Source organism: Alistipes sp. AF48-12, assembly GCF_003477565.1.
In the GTDB taxonomy this organism is placed as follows: Bacteria; Bacteroidota; Bacteroidia; order Bacteroidales; family Rikenellaceae; genus Alistipes_A; species Alistipes_A hominis.
Genome location: NZ_QUDJ01000009.1, coordinates 37,399 through 54,170, shown reverse-complemented (window position 1 = coordinate 54,170; position 16,772 = coordinate 37,399). Strand labels below are relative to the sequence as shown.

Below are 16,772 nucleotides of genomic sequence, written 5' to 3'. Positions count from 1 at the left end.
GTTCGCCAGAAATTTACTATCTTTGAAACCTGTTTTGCAGGATCGGAGGAACTGATTTCCCGGCACATTCCCGCATTTCAAAAGACAAAAATATAAAAAATCAGGTAATGTACAGAACGCATACCTGCGGAGAACTCCGCATCGAAAATTCAGACCAAAACGTTACGCTGGCCGGCTGGGTACAGAAAGTGAGAAATCTCGGCGCCATGACGTTCATCGATATCCGCGACCGTTACGGCATCACCCAATTGGTAGTCGAAGAACATTCGTCCGACGAAGTGCGCGCCACGGCCGCCGGACTGGGACGCGAATACGTGATACAGGCCAGCGGGAAAGTGATCCCCCGGGCCGCGAAAAACCCGAAGATCCCGACCGGCAAGATCGAAGTGGCGGTCGACGGACTGAAGGTGCTCAACGTATCGCAAACCCCTCCGTTCACGATCGAAGACAACAGCGACGGCGGCGATGAACTGCGGATGAAATACCGTTTCCTCGACCTGCGCCGCAACCCGCTGAAAAACGCGCTGATACTGCGTCACCGGATGGCGCACGAAATTCGCAATTACCTGGACGAAAATAGCTTTCTCGAAATAGAAACGCCCTATCTGATCAAATCGACGCCGGAAGGCGCGCGCGACTTCGTGGTTCCGTCGCGGATGAACCCGGGCGAATTCTACGCGCTGCCGCAGTCGCCGCAAACGTTCAAACAACTGCTGATGGTGGCCGGTTACGACCGCTATTTCCAGATCGTGCGCTGTTTCCGCGACGAAGACCTGCGGGCCGACCGTCAGCCGGAATTTACGCAGATCGACTGCGAAATGTCGTTCGTCGAACGCGAAGACGTTTTGAATATGTTCGAAGGCCTGGCAAAGCGCCTGTTCAAAAACATCCTCGGCAAAGAGTTCGACGGGAACTTCCCGCGGATCGGCTGGCACGAAGCGATGGATAAATACGGATCGGACAAACCCGATATCCGGTTCGGCATGACGTTCAACGACATTACCGAAGCCGCCCAAGGTAAGGGATTCGGCGTATTCGATTCGGCCGAATATGTCGGCGCGATCTGCGCCGAAGGGTGCGCAGGCTATACCCGCAAGCAGCTGGACGAACTGACCGAATTCGTCAAAAGGCCGCAGGTCGGCGCCAAAGGCATGGTGTACGTGCGCTGCGAAGCCGACGGCAACTACAAATCGAGCGTAGACAAGTTCTACGGACAGCAAGACCTCGGGAAATGGGCGGCGCAGTGCGGCGCCAAAGCGGGCGACCTGCTGCTGATCCTCAGCGGGCCGCGCAGAAAAACGCAGACCGCCCTGTGCGAATTACGCCTCGAAATGGGCAATCGGCTGGGACTGCGGTCGCACGAGAAGTTCGCGCCGCTGTGGGTAGTCGATTTCCCGCTGCTCGAATGGGACGACCAGACGCAGCGTTTCTACGCGATGCACCACCCGTTCACGTCGCCGAATCCCGAAGACATCGGCCTGTTCGACACCGATCCGGGAAAAATCCGGGCCAACGCCTACGACTTCGTCGTCAACGGCGTGGAAGTCGGCGGAGGGTCGATCCGTATCTTCGATGCCGAACTGCAGGCAAAGATGTTCGAAACGCTCGGCTTTACGCACGAAGAGGCGGAGAACCAGTTCGGATTCCTGATGAACGCATTCCGGTTCGGCGCGCCGCCGCACGGGGGTATCGCCTTCGGGTTCGACCGCTGGTGCGCGCTGTTCGGCGGAGCCGACTCGATCCGCGACTACATCGCCTTCCCGAAAAACAACTCGGGCCGCGACGTAATGATCGACTCGCCTTCGAACATTTCGAACGCGCAGCTCGAAGAACTGTCGCTGACCGTCAAAAAAGAAGAAAAGTAAATCCAAGACGATTCCCGTTTCGGGGAGTCGTCCGTTTCGATATTCATCCCGGAGAGGTTTCCTTTCCGGGATATTTTGTATAAATTTGTATAAAACCGACGACTCGATGAAACGAAAAATCACCGCCCTGCTGTTCGCCTGCTGCGTCACGACGCTCGCAGCGCAAAGCGGCCAACCGCAACCGCCCGAAAATTACCGTCCGAGAATCCACTTCTCGCCGGCCGAAGGCTGGATGAGCGACCCGAACGGACTGGTTTATTACGACGGCGAGTACCACCTCTGCTACCAGCACATCCCGTTCGACGAAAACGGCAACCTCCCTTGGGGAGAGATGTACTGGGGACATGCCGTCAGCCGCGATCTGCTGAACTGGCAGCATATGCCGATCGCGCTGGCTCCGGACAGCCTGGGCTATATCTTTTCGGGATGCTGCGTAGCCGACCTGAACAACACGTCCGGACTCGGAACCGCCGCCGATCCGCCGATTCTGGCGATCTTCACCTATTACGATCCGGTCGCCGCCGCCCAGGGACGGATCGAAACCCAGTCGCAAGGACTGGCATACAGCACCGACCGGGGACGCACGTGGACCAAATACGCCGCCAATCCGGTTCTGCCGAATCCCGGCATCGCCGACTTCCGCGATCCGCATATCGTCCGGCACGAACCTTCCGGACAATGGATCATGGTGCTGACCGCCGGCAAAGCCGTCCGGTTCTACGGATCGCCCGACTGCCTGCACTGGGAATACCTCAGCGAATTCGGGCACGACCGCGGATCGCACGTCGGGCCGTGGGAATGCCCCGACCTGTTTCCGCTCCGGGTCGAAGGATCGAAAGAAATCAAATGGGTGCTGCTGGCCAGCGTCGTGAATTTTACCGAAACGCCCGATAAGCTCGCTACGGCGACCCAGTATTTTATCGGAGATTTCGACGGAAAACATTTTACCAGCGAACAAACCGATACGCTGTGGATCGATTACGGCAAGGATAATTACGCGGGCATCACGTTCGACAACGCGCCGGACGACCGCCGGATTTTCGTCGGCTGGATGCACTCGCACCAATATGCGGCGGCCGCGCAGGGGCATACGACCCAGTCTTGGTCGGGAGCCGCCACTTTCCCGCGCGAACTGAGCATCGTCCGCAGCGCCGACGGCTACCGGCTGAAATCGAAGCCGGTGCGGGAACTGGAACGGCTTCGCGACCGATCGGTGAAACTGAAACGGCAGAAAATAAACCGTACGGCGACGCTGTCCGACCGGATTCCGTTCGACAAAGCCCCCATCGAACTCGACCTGACTTTCGATGGCATCGACGGCCCGGATGCTCCGTCGCGATACGGCATCCGGCTCCGCAACGACCTCGGGGAGTACGTCTCGATGGAATACGACCGGAAGAAACGGCTGTTCCGGGTCGACCGCACGCAAGCGGCGGCCGTCCGGTTTTCGGATCCTTTCGCCTCCGTACAGACCGCCCCCTACGAACCGGAAACGGGAACGATGCGCTGGCGGTTGCTCGTCGACGTCGCGTCAATGGAGTTGTTCGCGGCGGACGGCCGGATCGTCTTCACCGACGTATTTTTCCCCGGCAAACCGTTCGATATCATCGAACTATTCACCGAAGGCGGCAACGTGACGCTGAAAAAAGGCGATGTTACGGCGCTGGAAACGATCCGATGCAATCCGGTAGAACCCTGACCTCACGCTGTCCGAAACCGACAGCCAGGAGAGTGGGAACGTCTTGCGACGCCCGCCGGAACGTTTCGTTTATTAGTAATATAAAATAAAAGTTATGAAAAACCGGAAAAAAATCGTTGTCTTCACCGGCGCCGGAGTCAGTGCCGACAGCGGCATCTCGACTTTCCGCGACTCCGACGGGCTGTGGGACAAATACCGCATCGAGGACGTATGCACCCCCGAAGCATTGGCTCGCAACCGCAAAACGGTTATCGACTTCTACAACATCCGGCGGCGCGAGTTGCTGTCGAAAGAGCCGAATGCCGGACACTACGCGATCCGGAAACTGGAAGATCATTTCGACGTGGAGGTCGTCACGCAGAACATCGACGACCTGCACGAGCGGGCCGGCAGCACGCACGTCACCCACCTGCACGGCGAACTGCGTAAACTGCGCAGCAGCGCCGACGAATCGCTGGTCGTACCGATCGAAGGTTGGGAACAACACCTCGACGACCGCGCCCCGGACGGATCGCTGCTACGTCCGTTCGTGGTCTTTTTCGGCGAGGGCGTCCCGATGTTCGACCGCGCGGCCCGAATCGCCGCTACGGCGGATCTACTGATCGTCGTAGGCACCTCGTTGGCCGTGTATCCGGCCGCCTCGCTGGTACGCTACATCCGACCGGATGTCCCGGTTTACCTGATCGACCCGAACGAGCCGGATATGTCCGGTATCCGCAACCCGACAGAACTTATCCGGATGAACTCGGCGCAAGGCACTCCGCTGCTTGTGGACAGGCTGATCGGCGAGTTCGGAAATCTCTGATCCTACGCCAAGACAGCCGGGAGGCTTCCGCACGGAAGCCTCCCGGCTGTCTTTATACGCTTTCGGATTATCAGTAAACGAGCGATGTTTCCGGATTCCGATACCAATCCTTATGCCCCCCGGAAGCTACCCAACTGCTGAAATCGGGGTAAGCCTCATCGATCCGCGTTCCTTCCTTCGGACACCGGAAGTCGTAACCGGCGATATGGATCGCAAACGGGAACTGATTGTTTTTCGACACGTAATACAGGCCCTTGTCGGGCTGCGAAACGTCGTGTCCGAAATGCAACTGCGTCCTGTCGGCCAGCGCCGTCGGAGGATAATTGACCAAATGCACTTCGGATCCCCGTCCTTCGTCGGTCTTCAATACGGCGAACGGATTGTAAGGCGGTACGACCCGCTCGTAACCGATCCCGCTGGTAAACGAAGTCGTCACTGTAAACGTATGTCCCAGCGCAACGCCGATATCGTCGAACAACACGACCGTCGGATGATCCTGACCCGGTTCCAGGCTCTTCCCTTTCATGAAGGAAGACGGCGCCAGGTCGCTTTCGATCTGCACGCTCCGAACCGCATCCGCCCCGAGCAGGTGCAACTGATAACCGAAACCGTCGGTATAAGCCGCGCCATTGTGTTTAGCGGTAAATTCATCGACGGTACGGGACACGTTGTTGCTTCTGTCCGTATAAACCCGGCTTTTATACAATACGACCACGTCGTTCATATCGTAGTCCCCTTCGTAAGGCCACAGATCCTCGAACGCCAGCGTTCCCCGGTATTCGGTGTAGGTATCGGGGTCGGCGCCCGGTTCCGGCAGATCAGGAACGCCGGGAATCGCGTTCTGGTGTTCCATCTGTAGACCGAACAGCGCGTCCGTATAATTCCAGTCCTTGTTGTCCTCGAATCCGACGGCTACCCATCCGCTTTGCCGGTCATACAGAGAAACCGTGCGCTGCTGGCGCTTCCCGTCCGCCATCGGGTTCAAATCGGGCTTCGAATAACGGATATCCTTCGCATAATCGTAAGATGCGATATTCCCACTGGCAAACCAGTGTCCCATCAGGAAAAATCCGATGCTGACCCCGGCCGGGAATTCATCCTGAAAAGCCGTTCCGTCCCAGTACTTGAGCTGCACCCGATCGCCGGCAAGCAACGACCCGACACGCACATCCGAATTACCTTTGTAATACTTGGTTACATTCGGGAATGCGATGATTTTCGTCAGGGCGTCCGCCGCAGGAACCGTTCCGGTCGGATAGGTAAAATATCCCACGACGTTCTGCCACGAAGCGCCGCTTTTCAGAAAGACCATATTGATCTTGGTCGGCGACTCGATCGAAATATCCGCACTGGCCTCATCTTCGAACAATTCGGGATAAACGGTAGTGATGAATTTGCCGACGACTCCCGAATAGACCTTATCCACCCTCGCAACGAATGAGGCAGGCAGTTCATTATCCGACAGCACATTAGGCAACGTTCCGTATACATCCGTCCATTCGGACAATACTTTGCAATCGTCCGGATACGTGTAACCGCTCCCGGTCATCGCTTTCGATCCGGCATGCTGCGCGATATACTCGTTCTGGTCGAAATCGATCCGGTTTCCGGAAACTTTCAGATGCGCCGTTCCGACGGAACCGATCGCATCGGACGACAACCAGACCTCCGTCACCAGCGAAGGCATCGTCAGATTGCCGGAGAAATGCCCCGTCTCGTCGGTATATCCCCGGAAATAAGGTTCGACCTCTTTCTTGGTCAAAGCGCCGTCGGCATTCTCTTCATAGGGATTTTCACCGAACACCTCGAAACCGATCTGATAACCGTTCAGACGGTAATCGATGTTCGCGGCATACGACTGCGCCGTCGCGAACGTCTGATAATCGCCCGCAGACGGATCGTCCGGTTTCGGGCCGTCGCTCGGATTTTTGACGCAACCGGTCGCAACGACCGACGCCATGCAGCAAAGCAGAACCCGTCCCGCATTGAAGCCGCCTTTATTTTTCCTCATACTAACAATCCTTTAAATATTCAATGCAAATGTAGAGCATTTTTAAAGGATCGGTACTTATTTTTCTTTCAATTCGATAAAAATTTCAAGTTCCGTTAATAATTTTTGCACAGGGAGCCCCATTACATTGTAAAACGAACCTTCGATCCGCTCGATCGCCACATAACCGATCCATTCCTGAATGCCGTAAGCGCCCGCCTTGTCATACGGACGGTAGCGGTCGACGTAATAGTCGATCTCTTCGTCGGACAGTTGTTTAAAAAAAACCTTTGTCCGGGAATCGAACGTGCGGCTGCGGCTTCCATTGCGCAGCGTAACCCCGGTAATCACCGAATGACTGCGTCCGGAAAGGCTCCGCAACATGTCCAGCGCCGTCTCCCGCCCGGCGGGTTTGCCCAAAATACGGCCGTCCGCAATTACGACCGTATCGGCCGTAATCAGGATATCCTTCCCGCCGAGCGGCTCCGGATAGGCTTCCGACTTCAACCGCGAAAGGAAAGCGGCCACTTCGTCCGCCGGCAGGTCGCGAGGATACTCCTCGACGACTTCGTAATCGCCGGCCAGCGAAAACTCCAATCCGCAATCCGCGAGCAATTGCCTGCGCCGCGGAGAGCGACTGGCCAGGATCAAATCGTATTCTTTTAATTCTTCGATAAAAAACATATGCAGGATTTTCGATTATCATCGGACGCATCCGATGAGATACCTTGCAAAACTACGCAAAAACATCCTGAATATCCTCTTTTCCCATTCGTTTTATACCTCGCTATTCGGCAGAAGGCCAGGCTTACATCCTGCGATACAGGCTCCGGGGGATTATTTTCAGCGCCAAGCCGATCCACCGCCAGCGCGGGGTGACGTACTGCACGGAACGTCCTTTGCGAACGGCCCGGCAAATGCACTGCGCGGCCCGCTGCGGCGAAGCGATCCAGAAATGGCCTTCGCCTTTCATCATCGCCGTGCGCACCGATCCGGGACGGATATCGACGACCCGAATCGGAAGCTTTTGACGGCAAGCCTTCTGGCGCAGACTCTCCAGGTAATTGATCTGATAGGCTTTCGACGCGGCATAAGACGGGGCCGTGCGGCTGCCGCGCAGTCCCATCACCGAGGTAACCGCCGCGAGACATCCCCCGCCGCGACATTCGAAATAACGGTAACACCAATCCACCGTGCGGGTAAATCCGTCCACATTCACCCGGTTGGTCGCCTCCTCGATCCGGTAGTCCAATCCGTCGTTCAGGTCGCCCGTCCCGGAGCAAAAAACAATCAGTTCCGGACTTCCCAGCGAGCCGGTCAACGCCGCGAGCCGGTCGCAGGCATCGGGTTGCGCAATATCGAAAGCGGCCGTTTCATAGCGTTGCGGAGCGGAACGCGCCAGTTCCTCCAGCAAAGCCTCCCTCCGGCCGGTAATCCCCACGCGGTAACCCTGCGAGGCGAGCTGCGCCGCCACTTCGCGGCCGATCCCGGAAGTAGCTCCGATCACGACCGCCGTTTTCGAAACATCGTTTGTTCTCGTCATCGTATGCGTTCCATAATTAACTACGGCCAAAAATACATACGCTCGGCGCGGAATTTCTTGAAAAAATTCAAGATTTTCTTTTCGATGACAATTTTCGGCGAATGTGGCTGACCGTCTCCGGCGTCACGCCGATAAACGAAGCCAACTCCTTGAGCGGAATAACGTCCACAAGCCCCGGATAACGGTCGATCAGATTCAGATAGTGCTCTTCGGGCGTTTTACAATAGAAATCGAGCAGCCGGTCGTAAGTTATGGCAAACAGTTCCTCGGCGACCCGGCGCCCCAGGCGCTGCCCTTCGATACCGCTTTCCCAGTAACGTTCGAGCTCCGTGCAGGGGAGCAGGTACGACACCGACTCCGCAACCGCCCGGATATCGACCACGGCAGCCGTACCGCAGATAAACGACCGGTAATCGCAAACGTATTCGTCCGGGAAGGCATATCCCACCACATGCTCGTTTCCGCGCCCGTCAAGGCACGTATAGCGAAACACGCCGCTCTCGACGAAAGCGACGAAACGGGGAACGCTTCCGGCCGTCAGGAACGGTTCGCCCCGTCCGTAAACCCGGCGCTCGCCTCGTTCCGTAAAAAGCGGTTTCAACAAAGAGACATCCAGCCGGTCGGCATAACGATTGAATCGGTTCATAAACGCGACAAAGGTACTCGTCCAAATTTTACTTGATGTCGAAATCGAGTAGCAAACGTCCTTCGAGCGAGGCCCGGATACGATCTCCGGGACGCACCGGACCGACGCCGACCGGCGTGCCCGTATAGATCAGGTCGCCGATTTTCAGCGTCACGAACTGCGACACGTAAGCGATCACCCGGTTCACGCCGAAAATCATCTGCGACGTATCGCCGCGCTGGCGCACCTCGTCGTTGAGCGACATCTCGAAATGCAACCGCTGCACGTCGCCGCCCAGTTCGGCCAGCGGAACGAACTGCGGCGACAGCGCCGCCGAATGGTCGAACGCCTTGCCGATCTCCCACGGCAAACCTCCTGCAATGCACTCGCGTTGCAGGTCGCGGGCCGTAAAGTCGATACCGAGCCCCACCTCGTCGTAATAACGCGGGGCGAAACGCTCTTCGATCGCCTTGCCCACGCGGTTGATCCGGACGACCAGTTCCGTCTCGTAGTGCAGATCCTGGCTGAACGCAGGCACGTAGAACGGATCGTTGTTGCGCAACAGCGCCGTGTCGGGCTTCATGAAGAACTGCGGTTTCCCGGGCAGATCGCGCGTATGGTCCAGTTCGGCGACATGCTCGGCGTAGTTCCGTCCGATGCAGATGATTTTCATTTCTTATCTTCTTTAAGCAGTTCGACCATTCGCGCCCCGACACGGTCGGAGGCTCCGCTGCCGCCGATCAGCCGACCCAGCTCGGCGTAATCGGATATCATCCGGTCGTGCTTCGCTCCGCCGGGCAGGATCGCCCGCAGTTCGGCCGTCGCATTCGGCATATTCATCTGGTACTGCAACAGTTCGCGCACGCACTCGCGGTCGAGCACGAGGTTTACCAGCGACACGTACTTCGTTTTCAGGAACATTTTGCCGATCAGCATCGTCGGCAGGTCGCGGCGGTAACACACCATCTCCGGAACGCCGAGCAAAGCCGTTTCGAGCGTCGCCGTACCGGACGTCACGACCGCCGCATCGCTGACGGCCAGCAGTTCGTAAGTTTTGTCGCACACGTAGCGGACGTCGCTGCCAGCCAGGTAAGGCGCATACACCTCGCGGTCGAGCCACGATACCCCCGCCACGACGAATTGGTATTGCGAAAATTCCGCGGACAACTCCACCATGAACGGCAGGTTGAATTTGATTTCCGAACGGCGGCTACCGGCCAGCAACGCTACGATCGGGCGGTCGTCGAGTCCGTTTTCTTCGATAAAACGGGCGTACGGTTGCAGGTTTTGCCGGCGCTCCGCAATCGCATCCATCAGCGGATTGCCTTCGTAGATCGCTTCGATCCCATGACGGCGGAACCAGGCCGTCTCGAACGGGAAGATAACGAACAGCCGGTCGACGTACTTCCGGATTTTTTCGACGCGCGACTCTTTCCACGCCCACGCTTTCGGCGCGATATAATAATAGGTCGGGATGCCGTTCTCTTTAGCAAATTTCGCCATCCTCAGGTTGAACCCGGCGTAATCGATCAGGATCAGCACGTCCGGACGGTAAGCGGCGACGTCTTCCTTGCAGGCGGCGATCTGTCCCAAGATCGTGCGCAGGTTTTTCGCTATCTCGACAAAACCCATGAACGATGCCTTTTTATAGTGCATCGCCAGGTTTTCCGCACCGCCGACGGCAGCCATCTTGTCGCCGCCCCAGAAACGAAACCGCGCCTGCGGATCGGCTTTCAGCAATCCTTTCATCAGGTTCGCGCCGTGCAGGTCGCCCGACGCTTCCCCGGCAATCAGGTAATACTTCATCGCTATATGATTTTTATCTCGTTGAATTCCATTCCGCAACCTTCGACCCGGATCACTTCAGCAGATCGGGCCGCAGCCGTTCGGTGCGTTCCAGCGCCTGCTGCTCTTGCCATTTGTCGATCTCGGCGAAATTGCCCGACAACAGCACGTCCGGCACGCGCCATCCGCGGAACTCCGCCGGACGGGTATAGACGGGCGGCGCGAGCAGGTTGTCCTGAAAACTGTCCGTCAGCGCCGAAGCCTCGTCGCCGATCGCCCCGGGAATGATCCGGATCACGCTGTCGGCGATGATCGCGGCGGCCAGTTCCCCGCCGGTCAGCACGTAATCGCCGATCGATATCTCGCGCGTAATCAAGTGTTCGCGCACCCGGTAGTCGATTCCCTTGTAATGACCGCACAGGATGACGATATTTTCGAGCGTCGACAGGCGGTTGGCCTCGTGCTGGTCGTACCGAACGCCGTCGGGCGAAGTATAGATAATCTCGTCGTAGCTGCGTTCGGCCTGCAACGCTTCGACGCAGCGGAAGATCGGTTCGGGTTTCATCACCATGCCAGCTTCGCCGCCGAACGGGTAATCGTCCACCTGACGGTGTTTGTCGAATGTATAGTCCCGGATGTTATGGATATGGATTTCGACCAGTCCTTTTTGCTGCGCCCGCTTCAGAATCGATTCATTCAGCGGGCTTTGCAACAGTTCCGGAACGACCGTAAGGATATCTATGCGCATGGCCCGATCAGCGTTTGATACGGCTCGATCTTCGACCCGTGTATGAAAATAATGTCTTTCGTATCTTCCGGCGCGAGCGGCTTCATCCGTCCGTCGCACAGCGTAAACCCGCGATAACCGCGCGATTCGAAAAAGTCGGCGATCGCCGTGCGCGTATCGCCGCCCGTCTCGATCAGTACGGTCGGCAGGTGCCGCTCGATCAACGGCCGCAGTTCCGGGATCACGACGCCCTCGTATCCTTCTATATCGCACTTTATGAAGTCGATCTTCGGCAAATCGGCGAACAGTACGCTGCCGCGCCGCATCTCGGCCTCGAACTCGACGACCGGCAGGCCGTCCGTAGGCCGATCCATCACGAAATTCTGCCCGGTGCCGAAATAGCCGTTCTCGCCGACCGAACTGTTCCCCATCCGGATCGTCTTTTCAGCGTCGCCGAGCGCATAATTCAGGATTTCGACATTGCGGTATTTCCGCAGGTTACGGCGCAACACATTCAAGATCGGACGCACCGGCTCGACGGCGTACACTTTTCCCGACGGGCCCGCGAGCCCGGCCAGCACATAAGAATAATATCCCAGATTCGCGCCGATGTCGATCGCCGTATCGCCGGGTGAAACGAGGTATTTGAGAAAACGCGGATATTCGTACACCTCCGAGCGGGGCGAAACGCCCCACCGGTATCCCTGCAGGTACATGCCGCTGAGCACCCGCAAGTAACTATCCAGCGACAGGTTTTTATACAACAATTTGCGGATCGCATTTCCCATCTGTCCCATCGTATCCGGCATTCGAAAGATTAATAATTGACCTCCCCGCCGAGCACCTCGGTTACGAACGGATTGTAGAGCGCCTCGTGGCCGATCGTACTGTCCTGCCCGTGCCCGGGATAGAAATGCACGTCTCCGCCGAGCGGCATTAGTTTATCGAGGATGCTACGCATGATCCAACTGTAGTCGCCGCCCGGAAGGTCGGTGCGGCCGATGCTTTCGCGGAACAGCGTATCGCCGGTAATCAGCAATTTCTCGTCTTTGTTGTAGAGGCAGATATGGCCCGGGGTATGGCCCGGAGTCTCGATAATCTCCATCGCGGTATCGCCGAAACGAACCTCCTTTTTGCCTTGCAGGTCGATGTCGATCGTCGGCACGGAATCCACTTTGAAGCCGTAGATCGCTCCGTGCGTCGGGGCCGACTCAATCAGGAAAGCGTCGCGCCCGTCGATTGCGAACGGAATCCCGTACCGCTCCTTGACGTAGTTCACGCCGAGCATATGGTCGACATGACCGTGCGTATTGACGGCCATCACCGGCTTCAGACCGTTCGACTCGATATAATCGGACAGCGCCTTGTTTTCCTGCGGCGTATAACCGCCGGCGTCGATGATGATGCACTCTTTCGTCTGATCGGACAATACGATCGTATTCTCCTGAAACGGGTTCGAAACGATAATTTTAACGGTTATCATAGATTGTCGGTTCCAAAATTTTACACAAAGATAGTTATCATTACCTTTGTAAGAAATAAAACAGGACAAAGTGGCAAGAAAAAAAGCGAACTACCCGCTCGTCGAAGGGCTCGAAATCGTCGACATCGCCGCCGAGGGCAAGGCGCTCGGCCGGTGGAACGACATCGTGGTATTCGTCCCGATGGCCGTTCCGGGCGACGTGGTGGACGTACAGATACGCAGCAAACGGCGGCGGTTCATGGAGGGATACATCGTAAATTACGTAAAAAAATCGCCGTTGCGCGAGGAGCCTGTCTGCGAGCACTACGGCACCTGCGGGGGATGCAAATGGCAGCACCTGCCCTACTCCGAACAATTGCGATTCAAACAACAGCAGGTCGCCGACCAGCTCGGCCGGATCGGAAAAATCGAACTGCCCGCAGTCAGTCCGATCCTGGGTTCGGCGAAAACGCTCTTTTACCGCAACAAACTCGAATTCACTTTTTCGAACAAACGGTGGCTGACCGCCGAAGAGATCGCTTCGGGCGACGAAATCGCCGACAGCCCCGCGCTGGGGTTTCACATCCCGAACCTGTTCGACAAAGTGCTCGACATCCGCAAATGCTGGTTGCAGGACGATCCGTCGAACCCGATCCGGTTGGCCGTGCGGGAATTCTGTCTCGAAAACGGGTATTCGTTCTACAACATCCGCGAGCACAAAGGGCTGATGCGCAACCTGATCGTCCGCACTTCCACGACCGGAGAGGTGATGGCGATCGTCGTTTTCGGCGAAAACGATCCGCAACGGATCGACGCGTTGCTGCAACACACGGCGGAAAAATTTCCGCAGATCACGTCGCTGATGTACGTCGTCAACACCAAACTGAACGACACGATCGGCGACCTCGACATTTTGCTTTATAAAGGCAACGACCATATTTTCGAACAAATGGAGGGACTGCGGTTCAAGATCGGGCCGAAGTCGTTTTACCAGACCAATTCGCTGCAAGCCTACGAGCTTTACAAGATCGCCCGCGACTTTGCCGCGCTGACCGGCGCAGAAACGGTTTACGACCTCTACACAGGGACCGGGACGATCGCCAATTTCGTGGCGCGGCAATGCCGGAAAGTAGTCGGCGTCGAGTACGTACCCGAAGCGATCGAAGACGCGAAAGTCAACGCGCGGCTGAACGGCATCGGCAACGCCGTTTTCTATGCCGGCGACATGAAGGATGTGTTAAACGAGCGTTTCATTGCCGAAAACGGGCGGCCCGACGTGGTGATCCTCGATCCGCCGCGAGCCGGTATCCACGAAGACGTGGCCCGCACGATCCTGACGGCAGCGCCCGCTCGAATCGTCTATGTCAGTTGCAATCCGGCCACGCAGGCACGCGACGTCGCGCTGCTCGACGGGGCGTACCGGGTGACGAAAATCCAGCCGGTGGATATGTTCCCGCATACGCACCATGTCGAAAATGTGGTACAATTGATGCGTCGATGCAACGTTTAGGGATCGGAAACGATCTTATATACAGTTACAAACTCTAAAAAAGAATGACTATGAAAAAACTGATGGTATCCGTGGCGGCCGTATTGCTCGCCGGATCGCTGTTCGCACAGGAAAAGAATTACATCGACCAACCCTATATCGAAGTGACCGGCAAGGCCGAAATGGAAGTCGTTCCAGACGAAATCTACCTGCGTATCGTCATCAACGAAAAGGACAACAAAGGCAAAGTATCGGTCGACCAGCAGGAAAAAGAGATGTTCAAACAACTCAAGGGAATCGGCATCGACCTCGAAAAGAACCTCGTCGTACAAGATATGTCCAGCGATCTGCAAACCTACTTCCTGCGTAAGAACGCAATCCTTTCGACCAAGGCCTACCAGTTGAAGGTAAACAGCGCCCAGCAACTCGGCGAGGCGTTCCAGGCGTTGCAGACGGCCGGTATTTCGGACGTGAACATCGAAAAGACGGACGTTTCGAACATCGAGGAGCTGCGCCAGGAAGTACGCACGAACGCGGCCAAAGCAGCCCGCAAAAACGCGGAAGTGCTGGCGGCGGCGCTCGGACAGCAGGCTAAGGAAGCGATTTTCGTACAAGATTACGGATTCAACATGCGCCCCTATGCGAACGTACTGATGGCCAAAAGCATGGCCGTAGCCGACGCTGCGGGAGAGGAAGCCGCTCCGCAGTTGGAATTCCAGAAAATCAAGATCGAGCACTCGGTCATGGTGCGCTTTATCCTGGGACTTTGATCCGGCCCGAAATAGAAATTACCGGGGATGGTTCCCCGACCCTGCGTCACCCGGTTACGGGTGACGCTTATCATTCCGTGCGGGGCGCGGTCGGCGAATCCGAACACGTCTTTATCCGCGAAGGATTTTTATGCAGCGAGTCGCCGCACGTCCGGATCTTCGAAGCCGGATTCGGCAGCGGTCTGAACGCCTGGCTGACGGCGCAGGCCGCACGGCGGGAAGGCCGTACGGTTTTTTACGAAGCCGTCGAGCGCTATCCGGTCGATCCGCAAACTGCCCGAAAACTGAGTTATGCGACCGATCCGCTGTTCCGGGCGCTGCACGACGCGGCGTGGAACGTCCCGGTCGGCATCGACGAACGCTTTACATTGAAAAAAGTAGAGGCGGCGTTGGAGGATTACCGATTTGACACTACCTTTGATCTGGTGTACTTCGACGCATTCGCCCCGGACACCCAGCCCGAACTGTGGAGCAAAGAACTATTCGCACGGTTGTATGCCTGTCTCGCCCCGGGCGGCACGCTGGTCACCTACTCGGCAAAAGGCCTGGTAAAGGAGAACCTGCGCGCGGCCGGCTTCGAAGTCAGGCGGTTGCCGGGAGCGCTCGGCAAACGCCACATGGTACGCGCCGTTAAACCGGAACGATCCGACACCGGCTCAGAAGACTAAACCGAACGACGATGGAGACAAAAAAGCATTGTTTCGATTTCCGGCAATACCGGACGCAGCAGGAGCTACCGGAGCAGGAACGCCTGCTGATCGGCAAAGCCGCGGAAGCCTGCGGTTCGGCCTATGCGCCCTATTCGGGATTCCGTGTCGGAGCGGCCGCGCTGCTCGACGACGGCGAGATCCTTTGCGCATCGAACCAGGAAAGCGAGGTATTCCCGTCCGGCATGTGCGCCGAACGCAGCCTGCTCTATTACGTACAGGCGAACCGTCCGGGCCGAACGATCCGGACGATGGCGATCGCCTCGGCGCCGTCGCCGAGGGAGTGTACCCCGTGCGGCGCATGCCGGCAAGTGATCACCGACGCCGAAAAAAGGCAGCAGGCGCCGATTCGAATCGTGATGAGCGGAGCGGGCCGGGCGATCGTCGTCGAAGAAGCGAAACTGCTGCTGCCGTTTACATTCGAACTGGAATAATCATCTCAACCCGAACCATGTTCAATCCCGAATCCATCCTGTACGAAGACAACCACCTGATCGTAGTCAACAAACGTTCCGGAGAGTTGGTGCAGCCCGACACGACCGGCGATCCGGCCCTCGAAGACGAAATCAAAGCGTTCATCCACGTGCGCGACGACAAACCGGGCAACGTGTTCCTCGGCGTCGTGCACCGCATCGACCGTCCGGTCAGCGGAGCCGTGCTTTTCGCCAAGACCGGCAAGGCGTTGACGCGTATGAACGAATTGGTCAAAAACCGCGAAATCCGTAAAATCTACTGGGCTCTGACCGAGAACCGGCCTCAACAACCCGAAGGAGAATTGGTGCACCACCTCGTCCGCGACGGCAAAACGAATAAATCGAGAGTGTACGACCGGCCGACTGCGGGAAGCAAGGAAGCGCGACTGAGGTACCGGCTGAAAGGCAGCGGCACGCACTACCACCTGCTCGAAATCGAACTGCTGACCGGCCGTCACCACCAGATCCGGGCGCAACTGTCTAAGATCGGCTGCCCGATTCGCGGCGACCTGAAGTACGGCGCCGCGCGTTCGAACCGCGACGGCAGCATCTCGTTGCATGCGCGGAGTATCGAATTCGTCCATCCGGTGCGCAAGGAACCCTTACGCATCACGGCCCCCGTACCGCAGCAGGACAACCTGTGGAAGTTCGCCGAAACGTTCGGATAAACGGACAACAAATAAACGCATTCGCAAATCTCACTTCCGCCGGAAGACGACAGATGTAAACGGAATCGTACAACCTTCAAAAATAGGCAGAAATCTTCCGGAAGATCCCCATAAAAAAACAGGCGAAATTTCTTTCGCCTGTTTTTATTGATCAAAGGAGAGTC

Annotated in this window: 17 protein-coding genes; 8 read left to right on the top strand and 9 right to left on the bottom strand. The window is 57.1% G+C overall.

The window, feature by feature from the left end; translation table 11 throughout:
• The first annotated feature begins 107 nt into the window (after positions 1–107).
• The 3 genes from aspS (at position 108) to DW082_RS07115 (ending at position 4,369) form a co-directional block, all read left to right on the top strand.
• The gene (aspS, locus tag DW082_RS07125) at positions 108–1,865 is read left to right on the top strand and encodes an aspartate--tRNA ligase (protein ID WP_118457993.1); all 1,758 of its coding nucleotides are present in this window, start codon (positions 108–110) and stop codon (positions 1,863–1,865) included.
• 106 nt (positions 1,866–1,971) lie between these two features.
• The gene (locus DW082_RS07120) at positions 1,972–3,564 is read left to right on the top strand and encodes a glycoside hydrolase family 32 protein (protein ID WP_147386986.1); all 1,593 of its coding nucleotides are present in this window, start codon (positions 1,972–1,974) and stop codon (positions 3,562–3,564) included.
• A 94-nt stretch (positions 3,565–3,658) separates the two neighbouring features.
• A complete protein-coding gene (locus DW082_RS07115) occupies positions 3,659–4,369 on the top strand; it encodes an NAD-dependent deacylase (protein WP_118457989.1) in 711 nt (236 codons plus the stop codon).
• 70 nt (positions 4,370–4,439) lie between these two features.
• On the opposite strand, the gene DW082_RS07110 is transcribed toward DW082_RS07115, so the two are convergent.
• From DW082_RS07110 to DW082_RS07070, 9 genes are all read right to left on the bottom strand, one after another.
• Entirely contained in the window at positions 4,440–6,380 is a 1,941-nt protein-coding gene (locus tag DW082_RS07110) for an LruC domain-containing protein (protein ID WP_118457987.1), read from the bottom strand.
• Between the two features lie 57 nt (positions 6,381–6,437).
• On the bottom strand, positions 6,438–7,043 hold the full coding sequence (locus tag DW082_RS07105) for a Maf family nucleotide pyrophosphatase (protein WP_101571060.1): 606 nt from the start codon (positions 7,041–7,043) through the stop codon (positions 6,438–6,440).
• 124 nt (positions 7,044–7,167) lie between these two features.
• The gene (locus tag DW082_RS07100) at positions 7,168–7,902 is read right to left on the bottom strand and encodes an SDR family oxidoreductase (protein WP_101571062.1); all 735 of its coding nucleotides are present in this window, start codon (positions 7,900–7,902) and stop codon (positions 7,168–7,170) included.
• 67 nt (positions 7,903–7,969) lie between these two features.
• Positions 7,970–8,548, bottom strand: a complete 579-nt coding sequence (locus DW082_RS07095) for a Crp/Fnr family transcriptional regulator (RefSeq protein ID WP_118457985.1) — start codon at positions 8,546–8,548, stop codon at positions 7,970–7,972.
• Positions 8,549–8,576: 28 nt separating this feature from the next.
• Entirely contained in the window at positions 8,577–9,200 is a 624-nt protein-coding gene (locus DW082_RS07090) for a fumarylacetoacetate hydrolase family protein (RefSeq protein ID WP_055205482.1), read from the bottom strand.
• The gene (gene lpxB / locus DW082_RS07085; RefSeq protein ID WP_055205481.1) at positions 9,197–10,333 is read right to left on the bottom strand and encodes a lipid-A-disaccharide synthase; all 1,137 of its coding nucleotides are present in this window, start codon (positions 10,331–10,333) and stop codon (positions 9,197–9,199) included. The genes DW082_RS07090 and lpxB overlap by 4 nt, the downstream gene beginning before the upstream one ends.
• Before the next feature lie 52 nt (positions 10,334–10,385).
• Positions 10,386–11,060: a tRNA (guanosine(37)-N1)-methyltransferase TrmD gene (gene trmD, locus DW082_RS07080; RefSeq protein WP_055205480.1), complete on the bottom strand. Its 675-nt coding sequence runs from the start codon at positions 11,058–11,060 to the stop codon at positions 10,386–10,388.
• Positions 11,051–11,836, bottom strand: a complete 786-nt coding sequence (locus tag DW082_RS07075) for an FkbM family methyltransferase (protein WP_306345967.1) — start codon at positions 11,834–11,836, stop codon at positions 11,051–11,053. The genes trmD and DW082_RS07075 overlap by 10 nt, the downstream gene beginning before the upstream one ends.
• 20 nt (positions 11,837–11,856) lie before the next feature.
• Complete coding sequence (locus DW082_RS07070) at positions 11,857–12,522, bottom strand: MBL fold metallo-hydrolase (protein WP_101571070.1); 666 nt, start codon at positions 12,520–12,522, stop codon at positions 11,857–11,859.
• Between the two features lie 70 nt (positions 12,523–12,592).
• Between DW082_RS07070 and rlmD the strand changes: the two genes are divergently transcribed.
• From rlmD to DW082_RS07045, 5 genes are read left to right on the top strand one after another with little or no spacing between them, the layout of a single operon-like run.
• Positions 12,593–14,011 carry a 23S rRNA (uracil(1939)-C(5))-methyltransferase RlmD gene (gene rlmD, locus DW082_RS07065; RefSeq protein WP_101571072.1) on the top strand — a complete coding sequence of 473 codons (1,419 nt, stop codon included), beginning with the start codon at positions 12,593–12,595 and terminating at the stop codon, positions 14,009–14,011.
• A 50-nt stretch (positions 14,012–14,061) separates the two neighbouring features.
• Positions 14,062–14,760, top strand: a complete 699-nt coding sequence (locus DW082_RS07060) for an SIMPL domain-containing protein (protein WP_101571617.1) — start codon at positions 14,062–14,064, stop codon at positions 14,758–14,760.
• The gene (mnmD, locus tag DW082_RS07055) at positions 14,757–15,428 is read left to right on the top strand and encodes a tRNA (5-methylaminomethyl-2-thiouridine)(34)-methyltransferase MnmD (RefSeq protein WP_055205476.1); all 672 of its coding nucleotides are present in this window, start codon (positions 14,757–14,759) and stop codon (positions 15,426–15,428) included. Before DW082_RS07060 ends, mnmD begins: the two co-directional genes overlap by 4 nt.
• 11 nt (positions 15,429–15,439) lie before the next feature.
• The gene (locus DW082_RS07050) at positions 15,440–15,901 is read left to right on the top strand and encodes a cytidine deaminase (RefSeq protein ID WP_118457983.1); all 462 of its coding nucleotides are present in this window, start codon (positions 15,440–15,442) and stop codon (positions 15,899–15,901) included.
• Between the two features lie 17 nt (positions 15,902–15,918).
• Entirely contained in the window at positions 15,919–16,608 is a 690-nt protein-coding gene (locus DW082_RS07045) for an RluA family pseudouridine synthase (protein WP_118457981.1), read from the top strand.
• Positions 16,609–16,772: the final 164 nt, after the last annotated feature.